The following is a 26,474-nucleotide window of genomic DNA, read 5'->3' as shown; positions in this document are numbered from 1 at the left end:
CGCTGAGAGTCATACTTTTCTGCGTTTTCGTTAAATTTTTGGACTATGGAATCTCTTGATTTCTGGTAAACCATTATCATCATTCCCCCTTTGACTTGTTAATTGAATTATAGAGAATATCATTTATAATAAAAAATAACTAAAATGATATTTTTTAATAACAATTCGTTATTACATGTAATGGGGGATAAAATGGATATTAGGTGGCTAAAAACATTTATCATATCAGCTAAATTTGAAAATTTCAGAAAAGCATCTGAGGAATTATTTTTAACTCAACCTGCTATAACAAAACATATTAAAAGGCTGGAAGAGCATCTTAATATTCAGTTGTTTGAAAGAAATGGGAAGAAAGTGACTCTGACTCCAGCAGGGGTTAAGTTCCTCCCTTATGCAAAGGAATTCGTATCAACATATGAACAAGGGTTAGATCGTTTTGAATCTTGGAAACAAGGCTATAATCGCAAATTAACGATTGCAGTAGCCCCTCAAATTGCATCATCCTTTTTACCATCATTATTACGAGTATTTATGAACGAAAACCCTACTATAGAAGTGATGATCAATGTTATGAAATCCTTTGAAATTGGAGATGAAATAAGCGCTGGAAAGGCTGACGTAGGATTATCAAGAATACAACCTGTGCAAACAAACCTTAAAATTGAAATAATACACGAGGAACCTGTTATTTTAGTAGTGGCGAATACTAATGGAAGTTCAAGTAATGTTGATGAAAGTGAAATATTATCCAATTACAGACTTATAACTCATAACCATCCCGATTATTGGGATTATTTATTAAATGATGTTAAGAGGCATTACCCAACGGTTCGAACAATGGTGGTAAACCAAGTAGAAGTGACAAAAAGGTTTATAGAAAGTGGTCTGGGGGTTTCATATTTACCTTATTCTATGGTTAAAGAGGAAATAATGAAGAACAAGCTGGTAGAAATAAAATCTAAAAAAGTCTCAACCCCTACTTCTGCAACATATGTTTCAACAAAAGTAGAAACAAGTGAAGCAAGTAGTTTTATAACATTTCTAAGAAATTCTTTAACAAATAGTACATGAGGAACGGTATTCCATTGATAGATTTCAGGCATAGGAAAAGAGCGGAACTTAGAAAGAATCGCCCTTTTTCTCTTTATTTAGATTCCCTATTTTAAACCAGACATGTGCTCCTCGATATAGAGGGTCAACCGAGCCTTCAGCATGCATGTCTCCCCTGTGCTTTTGTGCAATCGTTCGTGCGATGTATAAGCCTAAGCCTGTATGCCCTTTTTGTTTAGAACGTGAGGAATCTTCTTGATAAAACTTATGAAAAACCTTCTTGTAGTCCTTTGTTTTGAATCCAGGTCCTGTATCAAAAATATGAAAAGATATCGTGTGCTCCTCGACCTGCACCCTCACTTTTATTCTGCCACTCTTGGGAGTAAAACGATAGCTATTCATCACAAGATTATCTATGATTTGACTAACTCTTTCGGGGTCTAACACAAAAGAAGGCTTTCGTTCAGACTGATCAATCTCTAGGCTCATTTCAATGTTTTTCTGTTCCAGTAAAGGAAGATAATCTGCTAAGTGCTTTCTAAAAAAAGCTTCTACCTCCACTTCCAAAGGAATCAATCGAAACGTCGCACTATCTATTTCATTGACCAAATAGATATCATTTAGCATTTTGGACATTCTACGTGTATTGGAATGAATGGTAGAAAGATATGTTGCTCTTTTGTTTGCATTTTCCCAAACACCGTTTTCCAATCCTTCTGCATGACCTTGAATAATTGTTTTTGCATCATCGGTAATCCCTCCCAATAAGAGCTTAAGTGAAAAATATAAACTTTCTATAAAGAAAGAGAGTCTATTTTAAAAAACACAAAGCCGCACATAAGAAAAGCCCCAAGAGAAAACGACTCTTGAGGCTTCATCTACCATTTTTTATACGGAAGAAATTTTCCGTCTAGTGTAATGACGACACGTTCTGCATCTGGTTCTTCGGGGTCTTCCTTTTTCTCCACTTGAATTTTTAGATCAATAGCACTCATGATTCCATCACCAAACATTTCGTTGATAAGGGCTTTTAATGTCGTTCCATAGACCTGAGTTATTTCATAGAAACGATAAATAAGCGGATCTACTGGCACCGTACGATCCAAAGATCCTCTCATGGGGGGCTCTTGAAGAATTGTGGCTATATAAGGATGGACATTCAGCAGTTGAGTTAATCGAATGGCCTCTTCCTTGTTCATCGACTCTTGACCCAAAATAGCAGCGGCAGCCCATTCCTTACTCCCGCCCAACTCTTGAGCGATTTGTTCAAATGTTAATTGATGATACTTTTTTGCAGCTAATAGAATGGCTGCCGCTTCTTCCTTACTCTGAGTAAAGGATGGAATGGGATAAGCTGGTGAAACTTTCCGATACATATACTCATAGCTCGTATCGTTTTCATACATGAAGGGCTCCTCCTCAAAACATGGCTTTTTGTCACCTCTATAGTACGAAGATCAATTTGTCTAGGTTCTTCTCCAATAGGAAAAAAACATTGTTCTTCTTTCTCCTCTCTGTTAGAATCATTGTAAAAGTTTAGGAGGAAGAAGATGATAACATATCCTTTTTTAGAATCTGGAGCAACAATCGGAGTAACCGCTCCTTCCTCTGGTGTGCAGCGTAATCTTCATACCATGTTTACCACCGCGTGTAATCGGTTGGAAATGAAGGGCTATAAAATCGTGTGTGGCGAAACGGTCTGGACTCAGCATAAGGCTAAATCGGCTCCTGCCAAAAAAAGAGCAGATGAATTTAACAACATGATGCGTAATGAGCAAATCCAAATGATTTTTCCTCCATGGGGTGGCGAACTCTTGATTGAAGTGCTAGAATATATCGATTTTGACCATATTCAAGAGAAATGGATTTTAGGTTATTCAGATACAAGTCTATTACTCCTAGCTACTACATTAACTACAGGAATCGCTACAGCTCATGGGACTAATTTGGTCGATGTACGAGGTGAGTTTTCAGATGAAACAACAGCGATGTGGCAATCGGTGCTATCTACTAGAAAAGGGGACTCGGTTCTACAGTATTCATCAGAAAAATACCAGAAGGAGTGGAACTTTGATCAGCCTTCTCCCTCTGTTTTCTACTTGACCGAGCCCACCTATTGGAAAACTGTTTCGAACAAATCAGTAAGCATGAAAGGACGTTTATTAGGAGGCTGTATTGATGTTATCAGACACATCATCGGCACACCGTATGGAGATGTTCAACGCTTTATACAGCAGCATATCAACGGGGAGTCGATCGTATGGTATTTTGAAAACTGTGAGCTATCGACAACGGATTTACGGAGATCCTTGATACAAATGAAATTGGCAGGTTGGTTCACCCACTGTACTGGAATTATGTTCGGACGGAGCCCTGCTAACTATGCAATGTACGGCTACACCATTGAGGATGTCTATCACGAGCTGGCAGATGAACTGCAAATCCCCATTGTCTATGACATTGATTGCGGACATGTTCCCCCTCAGGTTACCTTCATCAATGGAGCGTATGCTGAGGTTGAAGTAGAAAATGGCAAGGGACGTGTCTTGCAGATTTTTAGAGAATAGTGAAAGCTATTCTCAGATTGCTTTGTATCATTAAGTTCCTTTTTCGTTTAAACCAAAACAAACACAGTAGCAAAATGATTTTTTCAGGGAGGACAAAAATGAACACTTACGTTTATATGGTTAGGCATGGGGAATCACCTAAAACAGAAGGAAACGAAAGAACGCGCGGGCTAACAGAAAAGGGAAAATCCGATGCGCATAGCGTCACTGAATTATTAAAGGATGAGGGAGTAGATACATTCATTTCAAGTCCATACAGCCGAGCTGTTTTGACAATAGAAGAATTGGCTCAGCTCTCGGGCAAAGAAATAATAATAGAAGAGAATCTGAAAGAATGTGTCTTTATAAATGGAGATAGGATTATACCAAATAAGGAATTGTATCCATTGGTTGAGAAGATGTTTTCTGATCCAACCTTTTCATTACCCGGAGGAGAATCTATGACAGATTGTCAAAGTCGCGCCGTAGCGGTTCTGAAAGAAATACTAAAGAGTTTTAAAGGGTGTAACATTGCGATAGGAACTCACGGACTGGTTATGACACTAATGATGGGATATTTCGATCGTCAGTATGGATTTGAATTCCTGATGCAGACATCAAAACCAGATGTATACAGAATGGAATTCATAGATGAAAAATTAGTTGATGTAAAAAGATTGTGGAAAGAACCTCTGTTACCATCTGTTAGAGCAAAGAAGAATTAGTATACACAAAAGGAGATTTCAAATTGGATCAATACCTACAGCTCATCCCTTTTACAATACTCATTATTATAGCTTGGGTTCTTCATAAAAAAGGAATCCTATCCTTTCGTATTACGACAAAAATCAAATATGTGGCATCCTACACCCCTTTGTCTTTCAAAGCCTCCTACCAAACATTCGATGGCTTTGAATACTTTTATTTTCGGTTTAAAAAAGGGAGTAAACTAACGATGAAATACACGGCTACAGTGGAAAAAGGTACACTTACTATAGAACTTCGAAATCGAAAAGGGCATGTATTTACAGAGGTTATCACATCAGACCATGAAGGAGAATATCATTTTACAGCACAAAATCTTTTGCATTCGATTCGCTTAGATGGGGAGAAAGCAGGAGGAGCTTGCTCAGTACAATTTATTGTGGGGGAATGTAGGGTATTATAAACTAAAAGAAGAAAAACCGTGTACTGCTAAAGGTGGGTTCTTTTGAAGATAGATTATACCACCAGTTGATCATAAACCAAAATAAACTTATGGAGATTCAAGTAAGACAAAGTGTTTGGCTTTTCTATCTAAAACATAGCTCCCCATAGGGGATACTTCTCCCATCGTGCACCCACTCCAACCAAAACGAACAGTTCCATCGTCTAAGATAAATCCTTGTATTACATGTAAGGTGGGAATGGTACTTACTTTCCAACTTCGAATATTAAACCGTCTTCCTATTGTCAACCAATCCATAAATACTTGCACTTCCTCTACCTCTATACCACACTGCTCTTTGAAAAAATAAAAGGAGGCTTCGGATATATCGTTCTCTAATGTCTTATTTTTATAGACAAATTTACCTGTGCTATAAAACACCAAGACAAGAAATATAGCGAAGATGATTCGTTTGATTGCTTTCATTTTAAAGTCCTCCTTGTGACAGCTGCAAGCAAATTATGGAATACATTAGGGAAGATTAACTAAAATAAATCGTTTTTCTTTTCTATCTAGTTTATATCCTATTGTAGGTAATATGTAATCATCGCAATCACCCCAACCAAAATCAACAGTTCCATCGTCTAAAAGAGACCCTTGTATTAGACTGATATGTGGGATAGTCCTGACTTCCCAATCTCGATGAAAGCGCTTTGTTAACCTCATCCAATCCATAGATACCTGCACCTCTTCTACCTCTATACCACACTGCTCTTTGAAAAAATAAAAGGAAGCTTCGGCTATATCGTTCTCTAATGTTTTATTCTCATAGACAAATTTACCTGTGTTATAGAAGACAAGAACAAGAAGTATTATTAAGATGATTCTCTTCCTCAATTTCATCTACTGATTCCCCCTCAAAGGGAGGATAGATTGATCACTATCCTCAGCCTAAAATAATAATACCGTTTTCAATATAATAGTAGACTTCTTTTAGATGCAATTTTTATTCTACTAATGGTTATCCTATAGAATTTGAATTATATACTAGCTCCCTTGAGAAAAATGTCTATTTTTGTGAAATATAAGAAAAAAACTTTTTTATAAGGCTCTTTTCGCATAATGTAAAGATAAAGCATTTTACTGGCGACACAAGGTACTTTTCCCCCTTCGTCCATTAGGATTTCAAACCTTAAAAGGTATCGTTGAAAGCGACGAAACCTTCTTTAAGGAGTCTTTAAAAGGATGTGAAGTGGTCGATAGAAAGCCAAAGAAACGAGGAGGTAGAGATAAGAAAAGAGGGATTAGTAATCTCAAAATTATACAGTCAACTCAATTACATTTCCCTCTGGGTCCTCAAAAACACTCTCGTAATACCCATCTCCAGTGACACGGGGACCATTAATAAGGCGATAACCACCATTCTTTAATCTGATGGTCATATCATTAACGGACTCCCTGCTTCCTAAAGAAAAGGCAATATGAGCCCAGCCTATCATATCATCCTGTCTTTTCTTTTCAATGCCTAATTTACGCATAAGCTCTAATCGTGTTCCAGAATCAAAAGTGAGAAAATAGGATTCGAATTTCTTTTCTGAATTATGATACTTATCGTTAGACTTACCATTAAAATAAGCTTCATAAAACTCTCTCATAACTTCCAAATCATTGACCCAAATAGCTACATGTTCAATTTTCATCTTTATTTCACTCCATCAGGTAGTAAAAATTTTTGAATCCCTATACTTCAATATTCTTGATGATTCTTGCTGGGCAACGTTAGTTGAAGAAGAAATTATCTTGTATCCCAACCAAATAAAAAACACTGCCAACCTGTAAAATCAAGTCAGCAGCGCTTCTATTCCCTCTTCTATCTTTTTTCCTTAGCCTTCAACTTACATAAACCTTCGATGTGTCTTCTTCCCATCATGTGTGAACATCACTTCACGACCTTCTACGACGGTTTGCAAATGGACGGGTCTACTCCACAGATAATAGACGTAAGGTAAGGTCTTTTCGATATATTTCAGATCTAGCTCTACTCCTTCATAATAGTGTTTCATCAAGAGTTCTCCCTTATGCAGATAATCTCCATCCTCCACCATGAGATAAGGAAAGCCACCATTTACTCTCATCCCAACCAATTGATCACGGACATTTTCCCAATCCTTATCTACAATTGTATAATCGTTTCCTTTCTTCTGAAAGAGGTAGAGATCTAGATCATCCACTAATTCCTTGGTTAGGTAGTTTCGGAGAAAGGAAATATCTCCTTCCACTTCCCTTGCCTCAAACATCTGCTTTCTTCCCTGACCTGGGATTCGCCCATAGCGTTCCTGCTCTTCCTTCGTGGGATGATCCCATTTCTTCTCAATATACTCGAACATTTTATAGCCAAGATAGTAGGGATTGATACTGGTTGTGGACGGAGCTACAACGGAAGCATTGAGTTTGGCAAATTCAATGGTTTCATCCTCTGTAAGATCCATTTCTCGTAGAATACGAACATGCCAATAGGAAGCCCAGCCTTCGTTCATGATCTTTGTTTCTAACTGAGGCCAGAAGTAGAGCATTTCTTCTCGTAAAATAGTCAAGATATCTCGTTGCCATTCCTCCAATTCAGGACTATATTCTTCAATGAAGAGCAGTAGGTCTTTCTCTGGTCTTGGAGGGAATCTCTTTCGTTTCTTGGTATCCATATTTGGAGCAGGCTTCTCCTCATCCAGATCCCATAAATCATCGTAGGGTCCTCTTCTTTTAGTCTTTTTAGTGTCGGTGTCCTCTGTTTTGCGCCGGCTTAATTTGGGGCGCATGATTGAGGGATCAATATGCTCTTGGATGGCGAGAACAGCATCAAGAAACTCTTCTACCTCCTGTTTGCCATATTCGATTTCATAAGCTCTAATGCGTTCAGCACTCGCCGACATGCTTTCCACCATATCTCTAGAGGTATTAGAAAAACGAACATTGTTTTTGAAGAAATCACAGTGGGCTAAGACATGAGCAACAATTAATTTATTTTGGATGAGGCTATTTCCATCGAGTAAAAACGCATAGCATGGATTGGAATTGATCACAAGCTCGTAAATCTTACTTAGCCCTAGATCGTATTGCAGCTTCATCCTATGAAAAGCCTTCCCGAAACTCCAATGGGAGAATCGGGTGGGCATTCCATACGCTCCAAATGTGTAGATAATATCTGCTGGACAAATTTCGTATCTCATAGGGTAGAAATCCAAACCAAACCCCTGAGCAATTTCAGTGATTTCAGCTATGGCACGTTCTAATTGCTTGTTATACTCTCCTGTCATCCTCAGTCCCTCCTATGATACGCCTTCTTCTATTCGATGACTAAAGAAGGTTTTCAAGGCATCATACACTTCGCCTTTTTCTCGAATGATGGCATAACGAAAACGTGGGTCCTTAATATGACGATAGGCGGACATCAAGGTCGAGCTGCGATTGTATTGATTCACTTCTCCATAGCCAAACATATTCGAACGCTCCATAAGCTCCTTGACTAATTTAGTGCAGCGCTCATTGTCTGAAGTTAAATTATCTCCGTCAGAGAAATGAAAAGGATAGATGTTAAATCTCTCAGGTGAGAAACGATGATCGATGATTTCCAACGCTTTGCGGTAAGCAGAGGAACAGATGGTTCCGCCACTTTCTCCCTTGGTGAAGAAATCCTCTTCTGATACTTCTTTTGCCTCTGTATGATGAGCAATAAAGACAATTTCCACCTTCTCGTACTTAGTTCTTAGAAAACGAACCATCCAGAAAAAGAAGCTCCGTGCTACATATTTTTCAAAAATCCCCATAGAACCAGAGGTGTCCATCATGGCAATGATCACCGCATTTGAATTGGGCTTGACGATCTCTTCCCAGGTTTTGAAGCGTAAATCCTCTATACTAATCTTTAATAAATTGCTCTTCCCTTCTAGGGCATTTCTTCGCACAGCTTCTAGCAACGTGCGTTTTTTATCGATATTCCCCATGAGACCTTTTTTACGAATATCGTTGAAGCGTATATCTGTGACGGTGATTTGATCACGCTCTTTTTGTTTTAAATTGGGTAATTCTAATTCTGAAAAAAGCATCTTTTCAAGCTGTTCAAAGCTAACCTCTGCCTCATAGTAATCTTTACCAGCCTGGTCCCCAGCCCCTTGACCTTTGCCTGGTCCCTGCTGAGGTGCTCCATCGCGGGCAACCACATCGCCGACTTTACTGTCACCGTTTCCTTGCCCTGCATGCTGTCTTTTGTTGTGATTATATCTAAATTTATATTCATCTAAGGAGCGAATGGGAATCTTGATGATCTGTTTCCCCTTAGATAAAATGACACTTTCTTCTGTGACTAAATCGGGCAAGTTCTGTTTGATTGCCTCTTTTACTTTTTCCTGATGCCTAGTCTGATCTTCATACCCTTTACGATGGAGGGACCAGTCTTCCTGTGATAAGATGAATAACGGTGAATCGCTCACTGGAAAACCCTCCTTTTTAATTCTTTTATTCTTTTCATCATCTATTTAACAAGCTTCCTACATAACGGAGTAAATCATTTGCGGAAGAAGCATTATAGCCATGCTCTTCAACAAGTCGATTGATCACTTCATTGATTTTCTTTAATTGATTCTCATCCGGTGTTTTGGCTGAAGTCGTAATCTTGACGACATCTTTCAAATCGGCAAATAGTTTCTTTTGAATCGCCTCTCTTAAGCGGTCATGAGTATTATAGTCGAATTTCTTTCCTTTTCTAGCATAAGCGGAAATACGAATCAGGATTTCTTCGCGGAAGGCTTTTTTCGCATTCTCTGAAACTCCAATTTGTTCTTCAATCGATCTCATGAGCTTCTCATCGGGGTCAAGCTCTTCCCCTGTTAATGGATCACGAATTTTATGCCAGTTACAATACGCCTCTACATTATCGAGATAATTATCCATCAAGGTCTTAGCCGATTCTTCATACGAGTAGACAAATGCCTTCTGAACCTCTTTCTTCGCAAGCTCATCATATTCCTTACGGGCAATGGAAATAAAGTTTAGGTATTTTTCTCGCTCATCCTTTGTTATGGAGGAATGGGAATCTAAGCCATCCTTTAATGACCTTAAAACATCCAGAGCATTGATATAATCATTTTCTGTATTGATCAGCGCGCTTGAAATACGGTTGATAACATAACGAGGATCGATCCCAGACATCCCTTCATCATGGAATTCATTACGCAATTCCTCAACATCAGCTAATTTGTAGCCTTCTACTACTTTGCCATCATAAAGCTTTAATTTTTTCAGTAAATCAACGCCTTGTTTTTTAGAATCCTTTAGTCTAGTGAGAATGGAGAAGATGGAGGCTGCACGTAAAGCATGGGGAGCAATATGGATATGACCAATATCGCTTTGTTTGATGAGCTTAGTGTAGATTTTTTCTTCTTCTGTTACAGATAAATTATATGGCACTTGCATGACGATCATTCTGGACTGTAGTGCTTCATTCTTTTTATTACTAATAAAGGAGCGATACTCCGATTCATTCGTATGGGCAACAATTAATTCATCCGCACTGATTAAGGCAAAGCGTCCTGCTTTGAAGTTTCCTTCCTGTGTGAGTGATAGGAGGTTCCAGAGAAACTTCTCATCACATTTCAGCATTTCTTGAAACTCCATTAGCCCTCGATTCGCTTTATTTAATTCACCGTCAAAGCGATACGCTCTTGGGTCGGATTCTGAGCCATATTCAGCAATAGTGGAGAAATCAATGCTTCCTGTCAGGTCGGCTATATCTTGTGATTTAGGATCTGATGGGCTAAATGTACCGATCCCTACTCGTTCTACTTCTGAGAGAAAGATACGTTCCACCGTGACATCTTCCATTCGATTCCCATACTTTTCTTGAACTAGCATCCTTGTATAGGGATTTAATTCACCCTCTATTTTTATTCCTATCTCCTGTTCAACCTCAGAACGGAGCTCATGAGGAATAAGCAATAAAGGTTCTTGGTGCATAGGACAGCCCTTGATGGCATACATGGCTCCCTCGTCGGTTCGTGAATAACGCTCCAAGCCCTTTTTCAACATAGTCACAATCGTTGATTTTCCTCCACTGACAGGTCCCATTAAGAGTAAAATTCTTTTTCTGACATCTAATCTCTTGGCGGCAGAATGAAAATATTCCTCAACCAAGCGCTCTATAGCACGATCTAAACCAAACATTTCACGACTAAAAAATAAATAATCCTTTGATCCGTCCTCTCTTACTTCAACTCCTGCACTCTTGATCATGTTATATACTCTTGAGTGAGCAGTCCCTGCGACCTTTGGATTCCTTTTTACAATTTCTAAATATTCTGAAAATGTACCTTCCCAACATAAACTTTCTTCATGCGAACGGTATTCCGCAATCTTTTTTAAGATATCCATGGGAGCCTCCTCTCATATTTCTCGCCAATTGTCCAGCTATCGAGTATTTCTCCCCTTTGTTGACCTGGGGTTTTATACTCAATATATTCAAGCAGAACCTTGATCATGATAAATACTTGTATAAGGCTTAATACAACTTATGCAGGAGGGCTCCATTCAGATACTTGTAATACGGATTATTATTTTTTAACAGCTACAAAACGTAATCGGCAATAATCAGCAAACCATTGACCTTCTTGAAATAGCTGTGGCTTCGTTAACTCAGCGGCACGTTGGATCACTTCTTCCCGCAGCTCGGGGCTTACAGACTGTACAAAATCTCCAGCGAAATTGCGAATCCAGTCCTCCACTCCACGAGGACAATCCTCCAGTAAGGTAGGTCTATCAAAATATAGGACATAGCGTACAGTAAATCCGCTTGCTTCTAACAGGCTGGTATATTCTCCGACACTTGGAAAATACCATGGATGATACACCTCTGATCGTTTTATGCCCTTTTCTCCGAGCGCCTGATAGAGAGCTTCAATAATCACGGCAACATTATCCTGCCCCCCAAATTCGGCAACAAATCTGCCACCTTGTTTCAGACAGTTAGCTACAGAATTGGTTACGGCGGAAGCATTTTTCATCCAGTGTAAAGCAGCATTAGAAAAAACAGCGTCCACTTTTTCATCTAATTGTAGGTGCTCTGCATTTTGTACCTGAAAATCTAGGTGAGAGTAGAGTCTTTGTGCCTCTTCGATCATATTTTCTGAAAAATCGATTCCAATCACTTTAGCTCCCTGCTGTGCTATTTTCTCTGTGAGATGTCCTGTACCACAACCAAGATCTAGGATTTGTTCTCCTTCTTTAGGTGCTAGAAGTTCAAGAATATCTTCTCCATATTTTGTTACATAATTAACGGTTGAATCATAGAATTGTGCTTTCCACTCATTTTTTGATATTTCTGCTCTCTCCACTATTTCCAACTCCTTCATATTCTCTATTTTTAATTACCAATATATCTTAGTTTCTATAAGCTTGTCTATCATTTTCAGAAAATTTCAAGTTTAGACAAAACAAAAAACCTATATCTATAGATGAACTGGAATCATAGATACAGGCTTTGTTGAACATATTCTTCCTAGTTTTAGTTTTCTAGTTACTCGTAGAAGCCTACGCTTTTTTCTTCTGTCTGCTATAGATATCGATCCATACGGCTAAGACTAAAATACTTCCTTTTACAATTAACTGCCAGAAGGTATCAATGTTCATGATACTCATTCCGTTATCCAGTGTCGCCATAACAAGAGCACCAATGATGGCTCCAGCAATGGTTCCTACTCCACCCATTAAACTTGTTCCACCAATAACACAAGCAGCAATCGCATCTAATTCCATCATCGTACCAGCTTGTACAGTCGCTGCATTAACACGTGCCACTAAGATTAGACCTGCAACAGCAGCAAGCGTATTACATAAAACGAAAACCAGCAGGATGCGACGCTTAATATTGATCCCAGAAAGGGAAGCTGCCTCAGGATTTCCCCCTATGGCATAAACTTGACGACCAAATACGGTATTCTTAGAAATAAAAGTGAAAATGATAGCCAAGAAGATAACCAGTATAAACGGTACAGGAATCCCTCGATATTGATTCATGAGGAAAACAAATCCTAAGATCAGTACGGCATACGCAACCATTTGGGCAATAGTGATTGGAAATGGGTTTACTTCAAATCCATACTTTACTCTCGAAGAGCGTTGACGCATAAGAACAAACGCCATAATAACCACAGCTATAATTCCTAAAATGATACCAATTGAAGGTAAAACATACGCTTGACCTACAGATTTTAATTCTGGAGAAAGAGGAGCAATGGTTTGGCTATTTGTGATCCCTTGTAATGCTCCACGGAAGATCAGCATGGAGCCGAGTGTGACAATGAAGGCGGGAACAGCCCGATAAGCAACCCACCAGCCTTGGATCAGTCCAATTAACGCTCCGAGCAAAACGGTAGCGATGATGACAGGAATCGTGTTCCATTCCAACCAGACATTGAGGATAGCGGCAACTCCTCCCGTTAGACCCACAAGCGATCCTACAGATAAGTCAATTTGTCCTGCTACAATAACCATCACCATTCCAATCGCGAGAATGGAGGTAACAGACATTTGGAGGAATAGGTTAGATAGGTTTCGTGGCGTCAGAAATGCATCGCTTAAGAAGGAGAATAGAATCCAAATCGTTAATAACGCTCCTATCATGGTATATGCACGCATATCCATTTTGAACCATTTCAATTTTCTTTCATTCGTTGTCGTATTTAATTCAGTCTTCGTTGACATGAGACTCATCCTTTCTTTCCACCTGTAGCTACGTGCATGATTTTTTCTTGAGTCGCTTCTCTATAATCAAATTCACCGGCAAGATGACCTTCTGACATGACGAGAATACGATGACTCATCCCTAGCACTTCTGGCAGCTCAGAGGAAATCATAATTATTGCTACACCTTGTTTGATTAATTCGTTCATAATATTATAGATTTCAAATTTGGCTCCTATATCAATTCCACGAGTCGGCTCATCCAAAATGAGCACCTTAGGCTGAGTCATGAGCCACTTCCCTATTACCACCTTTTGTTGGTTTCCTCCACTCAGGGTCCCTACAACGGTTTCCACTGAATTGGCTTTCACCTTCAATGATTGAATATACTCATTTCCCTTTTGAATCTCTTCATTCTTATTAATGGAACCCCAGGACGATATACTTCTCAGACTCGACATCGTCACGTTACTCTTAATATCCATATTTAACACAAGCCCAAATTTTTTACGGTCCTCTGATACAAGCGCTAAGCCATGCTGGATTGCTTTTTCTGTGCGATCCATTTTCACTTGTTTTCCATCAATGTGGACTTCTCCGTCGCTCTTTCCTCTATAAGCTCCAAATAAACTCATCACTAGTTCTGTTCGACCTGATCCCATCAAACCAGAAATACCAAGAATTTCTCCTTTTCTAACTTCAAAGTTAGCATTGTGAATGACTTTCTTTCCTGGTTGATCTGGATTCCAAACATTGTAGTTTTTAACGGATAGGACAACATCCCCTAGAATGGGTTCTATTCGTGGAAAACGATCCTTAATCTCGCGTCCCACCATAAGAGAGATGACTTTATCCTCAGTCAATTCTGAGGTCGGATAGCTAGCGATCGATTGTCCATCCCGTAACACTGTGACGGTATCACAGATATCAAAAACTTCATTTAGTTTGTGTGAAATATAAATACAAGTAACTCCTTTTTGTTTGAATATTCGCAAAATATTAAGTAGGATTTTCACTTCTTGCTCTGTTAAAGCAGCCGTCGGTTCATCTAGAATTAATATACTCGCCTTTTTCGCCAGAGCTTTGGCAATCTCCACTAATTGCTGTTGCCCTATTCCTAGAATCCCTGTTATGGTTTCTGGGCTAACTCCCTTAAGCCCCACTTCTTGTAACCATTTTTCACTCTCGGCATAGAGTCTATTTTTATCGATGACACCAAATTTGGAGGGTTCATTTCCTAGAAAAATATTCTCCCCTACCTGCATTTGCTTAACGACCGTTAACTCTTGATAAATAATGGCGATCCCTGCTTCTTCTGCATCCTTTACGTTTTTGAAGCTTTTCACTTCTCCATTGATGAGAATCTCTCCATCGTACGTTCCCTTAGGATACAGGCCACTTAATACCTTCATTAGGGTCGACTTTCCCGCTCCGTTCTCTCCACATAAGGCATGAACTTCCCCCTTCTTTACTGAGAGCGAAACATTGCTTAGGGCTTTGACACCCGGAAATTCTTTGGTTATATTCTTCATTTCTAATGCGACAGTCATGGTTCTCCTCCTCCCTTTAAAAAAAGTGGAACAGAGGTTATTCTGTTCCACTTGCCGTTCCCAACTTCCTTACACCTTATTTCTTGTACACGTCTTCTTTGCTGTGGAAACCATCGGCAATAATCGTGTCATCTAGATTTTCCTTTGTTACAGCAATCGGATCTAATAGAATGGAAGGAACATCGATCTTTCCATTATTGACAACCTTATCTGCACCTGGATCTTGCCCTTGAGCCATTTTTACTGCTAATTCAGCGATTTTCTCTGCTAGTAGCTTAATAGGCTTATAGACGGTCATAGATTGAGTTCCCTCTACAATACGTTGAGTTGCAGCTAATTCTGCATCCTGACCAGACACAGGAACTTGACCTGCTAATCCTTGAGCCGCTAAAGCTTGAATAACTCCACCTGCTGTTCCATCATTGGCAGCAACAATCGCATCAATGTTGTTCTGGTTCGCAGTTAAAGCGTTCTCCATATTAGATAAAGCGTTTGCAGGATTCCAGTCTTTTGTCCATTGCTCATAGACTAATTTAATATCTCCACTATCAATAAGAGGCTGTAGAACATTCATGGCACCCTTTTTGAATAATAATGCATTATTATCTGTATCAGACCCACCGATATACACATAATTTCCTTTTGGAGCTAGCTTCGTGATCGCTTCCGCTTGCATTTCACCTACACGCTCATTGTCAAAGGATACATATAAGTCCACATCCGAATTTCTAATCAAACGGTCGTAAGAAATGACTTTAATTCCCTCTGCGTGTGCCTTCTCAACGATGGCAGCAGATACATCAGCATTATTAGGTACGACAACAAGGATGTCTACCCCTTGGCTGATAAGGTTTTCAGCTTGGGCTAATTGTTTGGTATCATCTCCATTCGCTCCCTGAACAAGAACTTCAGCCCCTAATTCTTCTGCTTTTGCTACAAAGTAATCACGATCTCTTTGCCATCTCTCTTCAGCAAGAGTAGATAAAGAAAATCCAATTTTAATCTTTTTGTCAGATGCTTGTTCGCTATTGTTATTGGCAGCATCTCCAGACGAGTTAGAAGGAGTAGCATTATCTCCCGTTGAACAAGCAACAAGTGAGAATACCATGGTTAAAATAAGGCATAGCATAAATAATTTGCTGATCTTCATTTACTTTCAACCCCTCTTTTTATTTAATTGTTTTCTACATGTTTAATGTATCATGGATTTATACCTTTATTTTTCTAAAACATCTGCACTTTTTTGTAATCACTAGCACTATTTTAAGCGCTTTCATAAAACGTTTTCATTTTGTGCTACTCTTTTGTGCTACTTTTTAAGATTTTCTCGTGCTTTGGCTTTTTCTCTACTATCTTCTACCCTTCGTTTCTGTTTAGCAGCTTATTCTTATATTGTGTAGGAGATACACCACATGTTTTCTTAAACACACGGCTAAAATAGTTGGGATCACGATAACCTACTTCATAAGCGACTTCTTTTAGGCTCAATTTTCCTTGCCAAATCAGATCCTTTGCTTTTTGTATGCGACACTGGGTCAGGAAATCAATATAACTGATATCAAATTCATCCTTAAACAGCTTACTGATGTAATAAGGACTCAGATTAACTTTTTCAGCGATCATTTCTAAGGATATATCTGTCGCCGAGTTCTGCACGATATACTGTTTTATTTTTTGTGCTACATCCGTTTCTGAATAATGTTTCAGCGCGAGAATGGATTTGGAGATGTTTTCAATCTTACACGTTGCTTCAGTTCTTAATTGCTGATAATGACTAATCTGAGTAGAGAAGTACGGCTTCTCCAAGTGAAAACCCATTTCCTCCAGAATACGAAAAATGACTAAAAACAGCTCATGAATCCTCTGCTGTGCTTCCAGAACACTTTTTTGCTCCTTTTGAAAATATTGAATGAGGAATAGGACCTGCTGAGTCACCTCTTCCCAATTTCCTGTGCGAATTTCTTCTAGAATTTGTTTTTCGATGCGTAACAGTATCTGCGCGCTCTGTTCCGACTTGTTAACCAAATCCTCATAAAAACAAAATTTAGCAGGTAATTCTAGTTCTACTGAAGCAAGCAAAGCCTCATGATACGAATGCTTCAATTCATCAAAGCTTTTGTATACACCGCCAATCCCCACAAATAATTGAATCGCAGGATAGTGCTGAGCAAGCTGTAATAGAGCACGAGCGAGAAGAGAGGCTTGTAAACGGTAAGAGCCTTGTGTCTTGTCCCAAAAACAAATGATCGGGATTTGACTGCCCGACATCGCTCCAATCCACCCTTTTCCATGCTGTGAAAACTTTCTTTTTAATGTGAGGTAGAATTCATCCATATTAGGCCCTTCAACGATTCCTTTTTTCGGTGAATAAAATAAAACCATGGTGTAAAATAAATCGGTCGTCTGGATTCCTAATATATCCATACTTTCTTGTAAATGGACCTCATGCACATGATCAAATAACAATTGAGTAACCAAATCTGTTTCTAAGATCGGCATCAAAAACTGAATTTGCTCCTGTACTTTATTCCAGTCTTTTTCCTCTCGTTTTTTCTGTTCAATCTCATGGATCACCTTATGAATAGTAGAAACAATATCATCCTTTGGACTAGGCTTCACTAAATAGTCCTTCACGCCTAAACGCAAGGCTTGTCTAGCATAGTCAAATGTATCGTAGGAAGAAACAATAATAAACGTGATCTGATCATGTTTTTTCTGGATAGCTTCAATTGCCCCTAAGCCATCAATACCAGGCATTTTGATGTCCATGAGGATTAAATCTGGCTGATACTGCTCCGCCATTTCAATCGCCTGTCTGCCATTTTCAGCCTGTCCGATCACTTCAACCTCGGTAATCTCCGTTTCTATTATCTTTTGGAGAGCGATTCTTTCAATTTCTTCATCGTCGACGATGAGTATTCTAGTCATGTGTCTTTCCCCCTTTAAACAATCGCAATGTGATACAGGTTCCTTCTCCTTCGACACTGCTCATTTCCATAACATCTTCTCGTTGATAGAAGAGGGCTAATCTTCTAGTGGCATTTGAAATCCCAATTCCTGAACCATGGCTGGTTCCTCCCGTTCTTTCTCCCTTGGCTAATGCCTGCTTGATTTGCTTCATTTTTTCTGGTGGGATTCCAGGACCATTATCCTCAATCTGAACCTCGACCCATTCTGCTTGGTCTGTCACCCGAAGGATGATTCGTCCTCCCTCCTCCAAGGGCTCAATAGCATGAATAAAAGCATTTTCTACAAACGGTTGTAGGATCATCCCTGGCATTTGAATTTGCTCTACATCTGCTTGAATCTCGATTTCATACGCTAGACGCCGTGGAAATCGGGCTTTGAGGATTTGAAAGTACTTTTCGATGACGTGAAGCTCCTCCTGTAACGAAACAAGCCGATCTAAGTCTCGCAGGTTATACCGAAATAATCCTGCAACGATAGAAATGAGATTACTTGTTTCCTCTGCTCCCTCTAAATACGCTTTTTTAGAGAGGGTATTTAAGGTATTGAACAGAAAATGCGGATTGATTTGCGCTTGTAGGCTTTTTAACTCACTTTCTCTTAGCAGTAATTGATGCTCCTGAAGTTCCTTTTCTAGCTCTGCTTTGTTCTTTATTTCATGAATCAAATTCTTAATATTCCCTCTCATCTGATCAAAGGTTTCCGCCAGAAAAGAGATTTCATCGCTTGTCCGTATATTAATCTCCTCGTCAAAATTCCCCTTCGAAACCTCTTTCGCTGCTCGAGTCAAGATACCAATAGGGCGAGTAATCCCAGCGGAAAACCAGAAGGAAAATAGCAGGATCAGCATCACCACAGCGACAAAAGCCCACATTCCTATTTTCCCTAAATTGATGCTTTGTCCGATCAAGGAAAGGTATACCTTTTCTGAGGAATGAAGCTCGGTCCGAATTAAAGATAGAGTTGCCTCAGCAACGAAATCAGAGATCTGTATCGCTTCATTAAAATGATACGAAGCTTCCACATCATTTCCTACTTGGTACGCACGCAGCGCTAGATCCATTGATTCTAATTGACTTTCAAATAGATGAACATAATTCATTAAGGAAACATGATTTTGTTGATTGGATAAGGGGAGAACAAGCTCCTTAGCTTCAATGAGAGCATCCCGACTGCGTTGAAAATGAGTATAATTTCTAACCGTTGGGTCCATCATGTAGCTGTTTAATTCTTTGACCGCCTTTTGACTGGCTGTAAGCGTTTGATTTAAAGAGAGGTATCTTTGTAATATTTCATTATAATTATGAATGGATTGCTGATTAAAATAACTAATAATAATCCAAAAGCTTCCCATAAACAAAAGCATCATAAGTGACAGAAGAATAATTTTACTCTGGATGGTTTTCATTTTTGAACCTCTGGATATTTTGCCTGAATCGTAATCGGAGTATGGTATCTAGATTTAAGCGGCAGGTTCTCCCCATTCAACCATTGCAGCATGAGCTGGACACTTTTTTGCCCCATCATCTTGGGATCTTGTATAAGGGTCGCATCTATGATTCCCTGCTGCAATAAACCAATCACCTCAGGGGTATCACCAAAGGTAAAGATGTGAAATTGATCCAACTTGGCTCTGCTGCGTATCGCTTTAACAATTCCTGCTCCATCATCCGCCGCTAACCCGACAAAGGCTTTCATATCTGGATGGCGATTTAACAGCTCATTCGTATTTTCGAAAGCCTGAATCCTGCCTTCTTTTTCTGTTGCCAGCTCAATCAGCTGAATATGTTCTGAGTCAGCCAGTGTCTCCTTCAACCCTTGCAAGCGAAGAATCTGATCACTGCTGGAGCGATTTCCCACAATAACTCCTATTTTCCCTTGTCCTTGAACAGCCTCTGTAATATGAGAACCAAGCAGCTTTCCTGCTTGCAAATGATCCGTACCTACATAGGCTTTTCGTAAGCTATGAGGGGCATCTACTGAGATGGTGATCACAGGGATTCCTTTCGCTGTTGCTTTGTTGATCACTTGATTGAAATCAGGATGATCGATGCCTATAGTGATAATTCCATCTACTTTTGAAGCGATCGCTATTTCCACCTGGCGTACCATCTGATCTAAGGCGCCCTTTTGAGCGGTACTATAAACCATACTTACTTCCTGACGTTCTGCTTCTTCCTGCACTCCTTCATTGACAGCATGGGTCAAATGATTGCCTAGTTCAGGTACAATTAGAGCCAACCTATATTTGGTTTTCTCTGGCGTGGAAGCATAGATACGCTCTGCGGAAGATTGATAGAATAGATTTAGATAAAAAAAGGTATAGATCGAAGCCGTTATAAATCCAATTACAAAAATGAACATAAAAAATTTTCTCATTAGGATCTACCTCTTTAGTAGTAGTCTATGTGCTCTGAAACAACTAGACAAATGACCTAGTACCCATAAGTATAGCTTGATTACATAAAAAAAACCACCTCCTCCTTTGAGCATCCAATGGAAAAAGTGGTACATTATACCTATATTTTCTACTTTATCTTCATTGCTCTACATAATCTAAAATCGCTGTGATAAAGACCTTCCCCGCGATGATCATCGCCCTTTCATCCACATCAAATCGAGGATGATGATGAGGATAGGTCGCCTTAATATCTGGATTCCCTCCACCTACTAAGAAGAAGGAGCCTGGAATTTTTTCAAGATAATACGCAAAATCCTCCCCTCCATCAGCGGCACCATTTTAGTTACATTCTCCTCACCGAGTAGGGTCTTGGCGATTCGTTCGATTCGTGCCGTTTCAGGGGGATGGTTCCATACAGAAGGATATCCTTGTAGATAATTCACCTTCGCTTCTGCTCCAAATGTTTCACAGGTTGCTTTAGCGATTTGAGCAATTTCCTTTTGAATCATTTCCCTTACATCTGCATCAAAGGTTCGGACAGTTCCTTTCAAATAAGCGGTATTAGGGATGACATTAAACGCATTTCCACTATGAAAGGATCCCACTGTTACTACAGCAGGCTTTAATGGATCGACCTTACGGCTCACAATCTGTTGCAGGTTTAAGACAAGCTGGCTTCCCACAACGAGAGAGTCTACCGTCTGATGGGGTGTCGCTCCATGTCCTCCCTTTCCTGTAATTTCAATTTCAAATTCATCAGCAGCGGCTAAGATATAGCCTTCATTTAAGCTGACCTGCCCATAAGGCTCCGTCGACCATACATGAGCCCCATAAATCACATCGACTCCATCCAGACAGCCATCCTCTATCATTGGCTTCGCTCCGCCCGGCGCTAATTCCTCAGCAAATTGATGGATAAAGACAACATTTCCTGCTAGCTGTTCCTTCACCTCACTTAATACTTTGGCTACACCTAGAACAGAAGCCGTATGAATATCATGACCGCAGGCATGCATCACACCAGGAACCCTTGATTTATAAGACACTTCTTTCTCATCTTGAATCGGAAGGGCATCAAAATCAGCTCTAATCGCAACAGTCTTACCTGGTTTCCCTCCACGGAGTAAGCCAACAACTCCTCTGCCTCCTACCTTCGTTCGGACTTCAATTCCTAAAGCCTCTAAATACTGAGCAATTTTTTCAGGTGTTCTCTCCTCATGAAATGACAGCTCAGGATACATATGTAAATCTCTTCGAAAATCAACAAGCTCTGGATAGATTTCTTCTAATCTTTGAAACAATGATTGTTGCATCTTCACTCCCCCATTATCTTAAAAATGGTGATCACAGTCGCTATTCATCTATATCTAGTCTACTATCATTATAGTAGAAAAATAACTATTTAGGAATACGAAAAAAGAAAGTTAGCCTTGAAAAGCAGATAGCATATAATCCAGAAATAGCTGCTTCGGTTTCGATGACTCTTCGAACATACGGCTTGTAAATACCGTAACGATTTCAAACTCAGGGACAATTATAATGTAGTTCCCTCCATAACCTGATGCATAAAACACCATAGGTCCCGTTTCTTGTTCTGCACGATCTGACAACACCCACCAATGATAACCATATATATTCGAGTGATCATCAATGGAAAATCTAGGTTTGATAGATTCTTCTATCCACGTTTCCGATAGGATTTGTTTTGAACCCCAACTTCCCTTATTCAAAAATAAAGAACCGATTTTCAGCATATCAATTGCTTTCATAGACAAGCCAAAACCACCATTACAAATGCCCTGATTGTCTGTAAGCCAACGATAATCTCTAATATCTAGATAACCAAACAAATATTTTTGGGCAAATGAACTAGCATCCATCCCACTAGCCTTTTGTAAGATGGAGCTCAATAAATGAGAATATCCGCAGCAGTAATTCATAGATTTTCCGGGATCATTCTCAACCTGCCTGTTAAGAATATATTTGATCCAATTTTTACTCATTTGCATCTCTTTATTATTATTCCAGCTTAATCCCGCCGTCATGGTTAGTAAATGTTCTATCGTTATGACCAACTTTCTTTGGTCAGTACCCGACTTATGCAACTCCGTAAAGTAATTTGCAATAGGAACATTCACATTTTCAATGAAACCTTTTTGTATTGCTATACCAATCAAGGCAGATAACACACTTTTAGTTACAGAATAGATGGCATGTTGTTTTTTACTCATCTTATTATTCTTATAGTATTCTAAAATGATTTTGTTTTTATGAAGGATGAGACAACTATCAATTTTTTCGTTCTTAATTTTCTTCATAAATCCATCAATCATGCTTTGATTCACATATTTGTTTGTTGAATTAACCGGATCAAGATAAGTAAACTGAGTCATTATAGAACTCCTTTTTTATCAATCTTTTTTCCATTGAAAGGCTTCAAGCTCATGTATCAATTCTGATGATCTGTAATTGACTCCTGCTCTTTCTCGATTATTTTATTCTCAACATTCAGATCTACTTCTCCTTTTTTCAATGAACAACTAACAAGTAATATCATGATAAGAAATACCATGAGCATTCTCATTCTTTAATCATCCTTTTATTGTTATAATATCTATAAACATCCTCAATAACTTTATATTTCTATAATCCAACATAACTTTCCTACCTGCATGATCAAATTAAATCTATCTTTTAATAATGATGGTTATTGAAGACTCTTCGAACTTCCAGAAAAGAGCAAGCATACAGAAGATCAAAAAAGGAAAATAGAAAAAATTTAGGGAGGATGTTAGAAAATGAAACGAAGCGTCAAAATCCTACTCATCTTATTATCTGGCAGCCTTTTACTAGCTAGTTGCCTATTATTTTTTCTAGGTATACAATCTCTCTTAAGCATTCAAATAGGAGTACAAGAAGAACATCAAAATCTAACGTGGACAGAAAACATTTATTTTGACAATGATTCACAGAGATATGTCTATTCCGGTACTTGGACATGGGATCAGCTTACCGCTTCGGAGCCTTACGACCTGATCGGCGTCACGACCAACGCAAAGGAGAAATTGCCAATCTCAGAAGTGATGATAAAAGGTTATGATGAAGAAGGGAAGCTAACTGCCTTCTACTCTACTATTACGGGAGAAAGATCTGGTGCTATCCAATTAGCAACTCCGCCTACTAATCCTGAAGGAATTGCCTTTTGGATTGATGAGTCCCTTGTAAGAAGAGGAAATGTCACTGTCTTCTTAGATAGTTATACAGGGGCTAACGACAAGGAGAAGGTATATCTCCAATATCAGCAGATCCATCCCGAGTCTGCTTTTTCTACTAAGAGTGTAGTAGTAAAAGAAGGCGGTGGATTCCACTTTGATTTCAATCAAGAGATGCCACGGATCTCTTCTTATACCTCGCCGGGCAGTACGAGATAAATAAAAAAAGACTCCAAGGCGATGAGATCATAGCACCTTGGAGATCAGCTTCCATAACAAATTTATTTAGATTCGAATTTATTCTATATACATGGCATGGATGTACCTATCCTTGCTTCCATACCGCTAGAGCAAGCATTAGCCAGCCTATAAGAAAGGCAACTCCACCAATCGGAGTGATCGCACCTAACCATTTAATCCCTGTTACACTTAGTATATACAAGCTTCCAGAGAAGAAGAGAATGCCCACAAAGAAAGACCATCCTGCCCAATTAATCATAGTAGATCCTGCTAGCCACTGAGCCACGATCCCTACTGCAATTAAGCCAAGAGCATGAATCATATGATAGTGGACTGCCGTATTATAAATCGCCAGCATATCTGTCGTTAGCTTATTTTTTAATCCATGCGCACCAAAAGCCCCTAGAGCGACGGCTAAGAACATATGAATGCTTCCTAAGAATATAAAGAGTTTAAACAACAACGATCTCCTCCTGTCCCATCTCTATCAACGAATATGTAAGGTATCTTACTTTTTATGCAGCCAGCCTACAGGTTGCTTTTTTTGACTTCCAATACTATACTGACCATTTTTCTCCACTATGTCAAATTTTTCACGCGGTTTTCCGTAGATGTTCTGCTGAATCACTTCAATATATTCTTCTTCTACTTTAGTGATAACCGCCACATGACCATAGGTCGAGTCCTGAAAAACAAGAATATCGTTTACCTCTGGTTTTTCTCCCTGACCATTATAATACTGATACAAATCTCTCTCTGCATTATACGCACCATGAGGGAGTGTGAGGTTAAAAAAATCTCTAGCATGTCCGTATACCTCTGGCATTTTATGGTCTAGCGCATCATGGTAAAATCGTTTGATAAATTCAACACATTGCCATTTCTGACCATAGTAATACCCTTCTGAGCTATAATGCTTACCGTAGCTTTTTTCATAGATCGGTCCATTATAATAGACCGGAATGCCTAAATACGAATCCACTTCCTTGCCAATGGTGTCTTGATCTTCAAACCAAGAAGTAACCATAAGCCCTACTATGAGAATGAATGTGATGCTCAGCAAGATATACTTCTTTCTCATTCAATTCACCTACCAAGTTCAGCGTTCGTATTCCGATTCTTTACAGGAAGATCATTGTACCATTATAGAAAAGCTTTAATCTTCGGAAATACCTTAAGAGCGGTGTTATAGAAAACATCTTCATGATACTCGACAGGGATCAATTCCTTCACAAATTGGATATATGCTTGATAGGCACAAGAGGCCAATCCGTGCCAAATATAAACTTCTGATAACAATCTGTATAGACAAGTGCGTGCCTTACATGAGCAAAAAAGAGGGGGGAATCCTTCAAGCGTTGTACCTTCGCTCCATCTCCCACAATTAACCCAGACAGATCTGCATACATATTTCGATTCTTGTAAAGCACTTCCGCTCCATCTAAGACCCAGGGATCTCCAAAATGAGCCATCATAAAATTGATCTCTCTATATTTCACCGCCACTTCATCTAAGGTTAAAGGATGAGAATATTTTAATAATCCTCGCTCCGAATATGTATCACCTGTATGAAAGACAACAGGTAGCTTATATTTCATTGCCAGTTCATAGATAGGCTTATACACCTCATCATAGGCATAGAAAGGATAATATCCTAAATAAATCTTAAGCCCCACCACATTTTTCTTCTGTACCTCAAGTTCCAATCTTTTTAAAGCTTCTGGATCAGCATCATAGGGGTTTATACCCGCACAATAAACAATATTATATGGAAGTTTATCCAAATCCATTCCCATTGGAGTAAGAGTAGAAGGGTCTGGAAACCCACCCTTCTCTATCTCCGTTAAACCCATACCGATACCTAGGACAACTTGATTCTCCTTATATTCTTTGACGATTCCACGAACCGAATAATCAACGAAGGATACATCAGAGGCAGTTTTTCTAAATTCTGCAATATTTGAAAAATGCATATGAGCATCAATGATTTTCATTCTATTCCTCCTTTAGTTATCTTCAGCACCCGTATGGGAGCTAGGTTTGATCCTGCTTTATCTATTGATTGAATTGTAATAGTGCGTATAGGCATCAACTACATTTTGATCCATAAAATCCTTCATTTCAAGAGGGTAATAGGCGATTCTTTTGTTTCTTTCCGATTTTTTAATTTCGATTGTTAATGAAAATATATGAAATACCATGCGTTTTAGCACTCCTTTTGTTTCTTTTTTGTCCTTCAGGTCTCCACTATCACCTGTGCAATGAATTCAATTTTAGGGCTAATAAAAAATACGATCATCATTTATAAAACCTCCTTTGCTTATTTTTGAAAACCAATATTAGAATCGATAATTTTGAACTTCACTAAGATAACGCATTGTTTCAGATTCTCTGATTTTTTCAAGCTTTTTAATGTCTAAAGATTTTTTACTTGATTCATTAAACCTTACTTCAATGGAAACCGAAAATATTTGAAATACCATCACGCATCCCCCCTTTCTAACCTTGTACTAAGTTTTTGAGAACATAAAAAACCACCTGAAAATCCCAGATGGTTCTCATATTCATATATAAATACCAAAAAATGGCACATATACCCGATAATAAAACCATAGGTAACTTTCACAACCTATG

At 39.0% G+C, this 26,474-nt stretch carries 27 protein-coding genes and 3 pseudogenes; 6 read left to right on the top strand and 24 right to left on the bottom strand.

Annotated features, from left to right (window positions below; genetic code table 11):
* Nucleotides 1-192: 192 nt before the first annotated feature.
* The gene (locus JCM10596_RS11825; RefSeq protein ID WP_025027306.1) at nucleotides 193-1,071 is read left to right on the top strand and encodes a LysR family transcriptional regulator; all 879 of its coding nucleotides are present in this window, start codon (nucleotides 193-195) and stop codon (nucleotides 1,069-1,071) included.
* Between the two features lie 48 nt (nucleotides 1,072-1,119).
* Here JCM10596_RS11825 and JCM10596_RS11820 read toward each other — a convergent pair whose 3' ends face one another.
* From JCM10596_RS11820 to cynS, 3 genes are all read right to left on the bottom strand, one after another.
* Nucleotides 1,120-1,677, bottom strand: coding sequence for a sensor histidine kinase (locus tag JCM10596_RS11820; protein ID WP_159102350.1), 558 nt, complete (start codon nucleotides 1,675-1,677; stop codon nucleotides 1,120-1,122).
* Entirely contained in the window at nucleotides 1,671-1,799 is a 129-nt protein-coding gene (locus tag JCM10596_RS30835; protein WP_267879696.1) for a hypothetical protein, read from the bottom strand. The genes JCM10596_RS11820 and JCM10596_RS30835 overlap by 7 nt, the downstream gene beginning before the upstream one ends.
* Before the next feature lie 129 nt (nucleotides 1,800-1,928).
* Nucleotides 1,929-2,456, bottom strand: coding sequence for a cyanase (cynS, locus tag JCM10596_RS11815; protein WP_025027304.1), 528 nt, complete (start codon nucleotides 2,454-2,456; stop codon nucleotides 1,929-1,931).
* A gap of 144 nt (nucleotides 2,457-2,600) precedes the next feature.
* Between cynS and JCM10596_RS11810 the strand changes: the two genes are divergently transcribed.
* The 3 genes from JCM10596_RS11810 to JCM10596_RS11800 all read left to right on the top strand — a co-directional run bounded on the left by JCM10596_RS11810 (nucleotide 2,601) and on the right by JCM10596_RS11800 (nucleotide 4,764).
* Nucleotides 2,601-3,617 (top strand): S66 family peptidase, encoded by a 1,017-nt coding sequence (locus JCM10596_RS11810; protein ID WP_025027303.1) that lies wholly within the window; start codon nucleotides 2,601-2,603, stop codon nucleotides 3,615-3,617.
* A gap of 98 nt (nucleotides 3,618-3,715) precedes the next feature.
* Nucleotides 3,716-4,321, top strand: coding sequence for a histidine phosphatase family protein (locus JCM10596_RS11805; RefSeq protein WP_025027302.1), 606 nt, complete (start codon nucleotides 3,716-3,718; stop codon nucleotides 4,319-4,321).
* Nucleotides 4,322-4,344: 23 nt separating this feature from the next.
* Nucleotides 4,345-4,764 (top strand): hypothetical protein, encoded by a 420-nt coding sequence (locus JCM10596_RS11800; protein ID WP_025027301.1) that lies wholly within the window; start codon nucleotides 4,345-4,347, stop codon nucleotides 4,762-4,764.
* An 87-nt stretch (nucleotides 4,765-4,851) separates the two neighbouring features.
* Here JCM10596_RS11800 and JCM10596_RS11795 read toward each other — a convergent pair whose 3' ends face one another.
* Nucleotides 4,852-5,229, bottom strand: a complete 378-nt coding sequence (locus tag JCM10596_RS11795; protein WP_025027300.1) for a hypothetical protein — start codon at nucleotides 5,227-5,229, stop codon at nucleotides 4,852-4,854.
* 45 nt (nucleotides 5,230-5,274) lie between these two features.
* Nucleotides 5,275-5,646 carry a hypothetical protein gene (locus JCM10596_RS11790; RefSeq protein ID WP_025027299.1) on the bottom strand — a complete coding sequence of 124 codons (372 nt, stop codon included), beginning with the start codon at nucleotides 5,644-5,646 and terminating at the stop codon, nucleotides 5,275-5,277.
* A 232-nt stretch (nucleotides 5,647-5,878) separates the two neighbouring features.
* Here JCM10596_RS11790 and JCM10596_RS28695 point away from each other — a divergent pair.
* Nucleotides 5,879-6,064 (top strand): annotated as a pseudogene (locus tag JCM10596_RS28695) (IS1595 family transposase); the annotation flags it as partial.
* Here the strand turns inward: JCM10596_RS28695 and JCM10596_RS11785 are convergent.
* The 14 genes and pseudogenes from JCM10596_RS11785 to JCM10596_RS30830 form a co-directional block, all read right to left on the bottom strand.
* Entirely contained in the window at nucleotides 6,063-6,443 is a 381-nt protein-coding gene (locus tag JCM10596_RS11785; protein WP_025027298.1) for a VOC family protein, read from the bottom strand. The pseudogene JCM10596_RS28695 and the gene JCM10596_RS11785 sit on opposite strands and share 2 nt — an antisense overlap.
* A gap of 195 nt (nucleotides 6,444-6,638) precedes the next feature.
* The gene (locus JCM10596_RS11780) at nucleotides 6,639-8,054 is read right to left on the bottom strand and encodes a SpoVR family protein (protein ID WP_025027297.1); all 1,416 of its coding nucleotides are present in this window, start codon (nucleotides 8,052-8,054) and stop codon (nucleotides 6,639-6,641) included.
* Nucleotides 8,055-8,066: 12 nt separating this feature from the next.
* Nucleotides 8,067-9,227 carry a sporulation protein YhbH gene (yhbH, locus tag JCM10596_RS11775; RefSeq protein WP_025027296.1) on the bottom strand — a complete coding sequence of 387 codons (1,161 nt, stop codon included), beginning with the start codon at nucleotides 9,225-9,227 and terminating at the stop codon, nucleotides 8,067-8,069.
* 37 nt (nucleotides 9,228-9,264) lie between these two features.
* Nucleotides 9,265-11,163 carry a PrkA family serine protein kinase gene (locus JCM10596_RS11770; protein ID WP_025027295.1) on the bottom strand — a complete coding sequence of 633 codons (1,899 nt, stop codon included), beginning with the start codon at nucleotides 11,161-11,163 and terminating at the stop codon, nucleotides 9,265-9,267.
* A 179-nt stretch (nucleotides 11,164-11,342) separates the two neighbouring features.
* Entirely contained in the window at nucleotides 11,343-12,122 is a 780-nt protein-coding gene (locus tag JCM10596_RS11765; protein WP_234410487.1) for a class I SAM-dependent methyltransferase, read from the bottom strand.
* Between the two features lie 196 nt (nucleotides 12,123-12,318).
* Nucleotides 12,319-13,491 carry a sugar ABC transporter permease gene (locus JCM10596_RS11760; protein ID WP_025027293.1) on the bottom strand — a complete coding sequence of 391 codons (1,173 nt, stop codon included), beginning with the start codon at nucleotides 13,489-13,491 and terminating at the stop codon, nucleotides 12,319-12,321.
* Nucleotides 13,492-13,496: 5 nt separating this feature from the next.
* On the bottom strand, nucleotides 13,497-15,020 hold the full coding sequence (locus tag JCM10596_RS11755) for a xylose ABC transporter ATP-binding protein (RefSeq protein ID WP_025027292.1): 1,524 nt from the start codon (nucleotides 15,018-15,020) through the stop codon (nucleotides 13,497-13,499).
* 76 nt (nucleotides 15,021-15,096) lie between these two features.
* Entirely contained in the window at nucleotides 15,097-16,170 is a 1,074-nt protein-coding gene (gene xylF / locus JCM10596_RS11750; protein WP_025027291.1) for a D-xylose ABC transporter substrate-binding protein, read from the bottom strand.
* 206 nt (nucleotides 16,171-16,376) lie between these two features.
* Complete coding sequence (locus tag JCM10596_RS11745; protein WP_025027290.1) at nucleotides 16,377-17,948, bottom strand: response regulator; 1,572 nt, start codon at nucleotides 17,946-17,948, stop codon at nucleotides 16,377-16,379.
* Nucleotides 17,941-19,395 (bottom strand): sensor histidine kinase, encoded by a 1,455-nt coding sequence (locus JCM10596_RS11740; RefSeq protein ID WP_025027289.1) that lies wholly within the window; start codon nucleotides 19,393-19,395, stop codon nucleotides 17,941-17,943. Before JCM10596_RS11740 ends, JCM10596_RS11745 begins: the two co-directional genes overlap by 8 nt.
* Entirely contained in the window at nucleotides 19,392-20,366 is a 975-nt protein-coding gene (locus JCM10596_RS11735) for a substrate-binding domain-containing protein (RefSeq protein ID WP_025027288.1), read from the bottom strand. The genes JCM10596_RS11740 and JCM10596_RS11735 overlap by 4 nt, the downstream gene beginning before the upstream one ends.
* Before the next feature lie 160 nt (nucleotides 20,367-20,526).
* Nucleotides 20,527-21,701, bottom strand: a pseudogene (locus tag JCM10596_RS25225) (M20 metallopeptidase family protein).
* Nucleotides 21,702-21,812: 111 nt separating this feature from the next.
* On the bottom strand, nucleotides 21,813-22,781 hold the full coding sequence (locus JCM10596_RS11725; RefSeq protein ID WP_234410486.1) for a serine hydrolase domain-containing protein: 969 nt from the start codon (nucleotides 22,779-22,781) through the stop codon (nucleotides 21,813-21,815).
* 56 nt (nucleotides 22,782-22,837) lie between these two features.
* Nucleotides 22,838-22,972 carry a hypothetical protein gene (locus JCM10596_RS30830; protein ID WP_267879695.1) on the bottom strand — a complete coding sequence of 45 codons (135 nt, stop codon included), beginning with the start codon at nucleotides 22,970-22,972 and terminating at the stop codon, nucleotides 22,838-22,840.
* A 214-nt stretch (nucleotides 22,973-23,186) separates the two neighbouring features.
* Here JCM10596_RS30830 and JCM10596_RS11715 point away from each other — a divergent pair, with 214 nt between their 5' ends.
* The gene (locus JCM10596_RS11715) at nucleotides 23,187-23,819 is read left to right on the top strand and encodes a hypothetical protein (RefSeq protein WP_025027286.1); all 633 of its coding nucleotides are present in this window, start codon (nucleotides 23,187-23,189) and stop codon (nucleotides 23,817-23,819) included.
* Between the two features lie 106 nt (nucleotides 23,820-23,925).
* On the opposite strand, the gene JCM10596_RS11710 is transcribed toward JCM10596_RS11715, so the two are convergent.
* The 5 genes and pseudogenes from JCM10596_RS11710 to JCM10596_RS29535 form a co-directional block, all read right to left on the bottom strand.
* The gene (locus JCM10596_RS11710; protein WP_439644831.1) at nucleotides 23,926-24,264 is read right to left on the bottom strand and encodes a DUF423 domain-containing protein; all 339 of its coding nucleotides are present in this window, start codon (nucleotides 24,262-24,264) and stop codon (nucleotides 23,926-23,928) included.
* 84 nt (nucleotides 24,265-24,348) lie between these two features.
* On the bottom strand, nucleotides 24,349-24,921 hold the full coding sequence (locus JCM10596_RS11705) for a CHAP domain-containing protein (protein WP_025027284.1): 573 nt from the start codon (nucleotides 24,919-24,921) through the stop codon (nucleotides 24,349-24,351).
* A 62-nt stretch (nucleotides 24,922-24,983) separates the two neighbouring features.
* Nucleotides 24,984-25,834, bottom strand: a pseudogene (locus JCM10596_RS25220) (amidohydrolase family protein).
* A 57-nt stretch (nucleotides 25,835-25,891) separates the two neighbouring features.
* On the bottom strand, nucleotides 25,892-26,041 hold the full coding sequence (locus tag JCM10596_RS29540) for a hypothetical protein (RefSeq protein ID WP_159102349.1): 150 nt from the start codon (nucleotides 26,039-26,041) through the stop codon (nucleotides 25,892-25,894).
* A 138-nt stretch (nucleotides 26,042-26,179) separates the two neighbouring features.
* Complete coding sequence (locus tag JCM10596_RS29535) at nucleotides 26,180-26,323, bottom strand: hypothetical protein (RefSeq protein ID WP_159102348.1); 144 nt, start codon at nucleotides 26,321-26,323, stop codon at nucleotides 26,180-26,182.
* Between the last annotated feature and the right edge of the window lie 151 nt (nucleotides 26,324-26,474).

Origin of the sequence: Caldalkalibacillus mannanilyticus JCM 10596 (genome assembly GCF_000615945.1) — a bacterium.
In the GTDB taxonomy this organism is placed as follows: Bacteria; Bacillota; Bacilli; order Caldalkalibacillales; family JCM-10596; genus Bacillus_AT; species Bacillus_AT mannanilyticus.
Note: the sequence above shows the minus strand (reverse complement) of the source record. Positions and strands in the feature narration are given on the sequence as shown.

Bases quoted from the DNA above. Each gene is read 5' to 3' on its own strand.
- JCM10596_RS11725 (WP_234410486.1), bottom strand. From the start codon at position 22,781: ATGACTCAGTTTACTTATCTTGATCCGGTTAATTCAACAAACAAATAT.
- JCM10596_RS11825 (WP_025027306.1), top strand. From the start codon at position 193: ATGGATATTAGGTGGCTAAAAACATTTATCATATCAGCTAAATTTGAA.
- JCM10596_RS11810 (WP_025027303.1), top strand. From the start codon at position 2,601: ATGATAACATATCCTTTTTTAGAATCTGGAGCAACAATCGGAGTAACC.
- JCM10596_RS11735 (WP_025027288.1), bottom strand. From the start codon at position 20,366: ATGAGAAAATTTTTTATGTTCATTTTTGTAATTGGATTTATAACGGCT.
- JCM10596_RS11710 (WP_439644831.1), bottom strand. From the start codon at position 24,264: ATGTTCTTAGCCGTCGCTCTAGGGGCTTTTGGTGCGCATGGATTAAAA.
- JCM10596_RS29535 (WP_159102348.1), bottom strand. From the start codon at position 26,323: ATGGTATTTCAAATATTTTCGGTTTCCATTGAAGTAAGGTTTAATGAA.
- JCM10596_RS29540 (WP_159102349.1), bottom strand. From the start codon at position 26,041: ATGGTATTTCATATATTTTCATTAACAATCGAAATTAAAAAATCGGAA.
- JCM10596_RS30830 (WP_267879695.1), bottom strand. From the start codon at position 22,972: ATGAGAATGCTCATGGTATTTCTTATCATGATATTACTTGTTAGTTGT.
- xylF (WP_025027291.1), bottom strand. From the start codon at position 16,170: ATGAAGATCAGCAAATTATTTATGCTATGCCTTATTTTAACCATGGTA.
- JCM10596_RS11755 (WP_025027292.1), bottom strand. From the start codon at position 15,020: ATGACTGTCGCATTAGAAATGAAGAATATAACCAAAGAATTTCCGGGT.
- JCM10596_RS11820 (WP_159102350.1), bottom strand. From the start codon at position 1,677: ATGCTAAATGATATCTATTTGGTCAATGAAATAGATAGTGCGACGTTT.
- cynS (WP_025027304.1), bottom strand. From the start codon at position 2,456: ATGTATGAAAACGATACGAGCTATGAGTATATGTATCGGAAAGTTTCA.
- JCM10596_RS30835 (WP_267879696.1), bottom strand. From the start codon at position 1,799: ATGATGCAAAAACAATTATTCAAGGTCATGCAGAAGGATTGGAAAACG.
- JCM10596_RS11745 (WP_025027290.1), bottom strand. From the start codon at position 17,948: ATGACTAGAATACTCATCGTCGACGATGAAGAAATTGAAAGAATCGCT.
- JCM10596_RS11705 (WP_025027284.1), bottom strand. From the start codon at position 24,921: ATGAGAAAGAAGTATATCTTGCTGAGCATCACATTCATTCTCATAGTA.
- JCM10596_RS11760 (WP_025027293.1), bottom strand. From the start codon at position 13,491: ATGTCAACGAAGACTGAATTAAATACGACAACGAATGAAAGAAAATTG.
- JCM10596_RS11805 (WP_025027302.1), top strand. From the start codon at position 3,716: ATGAACACTTACGTTTATATGGTTAGGCATGGGGAATCACCTAAAACA.
- JCM10596_RS11795 (WP_025027300.1), bottom strand. From the start codon at position 5,229: ATGAAAGCAATCAAACGAATCATCTTCGCTATATTTCTTGTCTTGGTG.
- JCM10596_RS11780 (WP_025027297.1), bottom strand. From the start codon at position 8,054: ATGACAGGAGAGTATAACAAGCAATTAGAACGTGCCATAGCTGAAATC.
- JCM10596_RS11770 (WP_025027295.1), bottom strand. From the start codon at position 11,163: ATGGATATCTTAAAAAAGATTGCGGAATACCGTTCGCATGAAGAAAGT.
- JCM10596_RS11740 (WP_025027289.1), bottom strand. From the start codon at position 19,395: ATGAAAACCATCCAGAGTAAAATTATTCTTCTGTCACTTATGATGCTT.
- JCM10596_RS11715 (WP_025027286.1), top strand. From the start codon at position 23,187: ATGAAACGAAGCGTCAAAATCCTACTCATCTTATTATCTGGCAGCCTT.
- JCM10596_RS11785 (WP_025027298.1), bottom strand. From the start codon at position 6,443: ATGAAAATTGAACATGTAGCTATTTGGGTCAATGATTTGGAAGTTATG.
- JCM10596_RS11790 (WP_025027299.1), bottom strand. From the start codon at position 5,646: ATGAAATTGAGGAAGAGAATCATCTTAATAATACTTCTTGTTCTTGTC.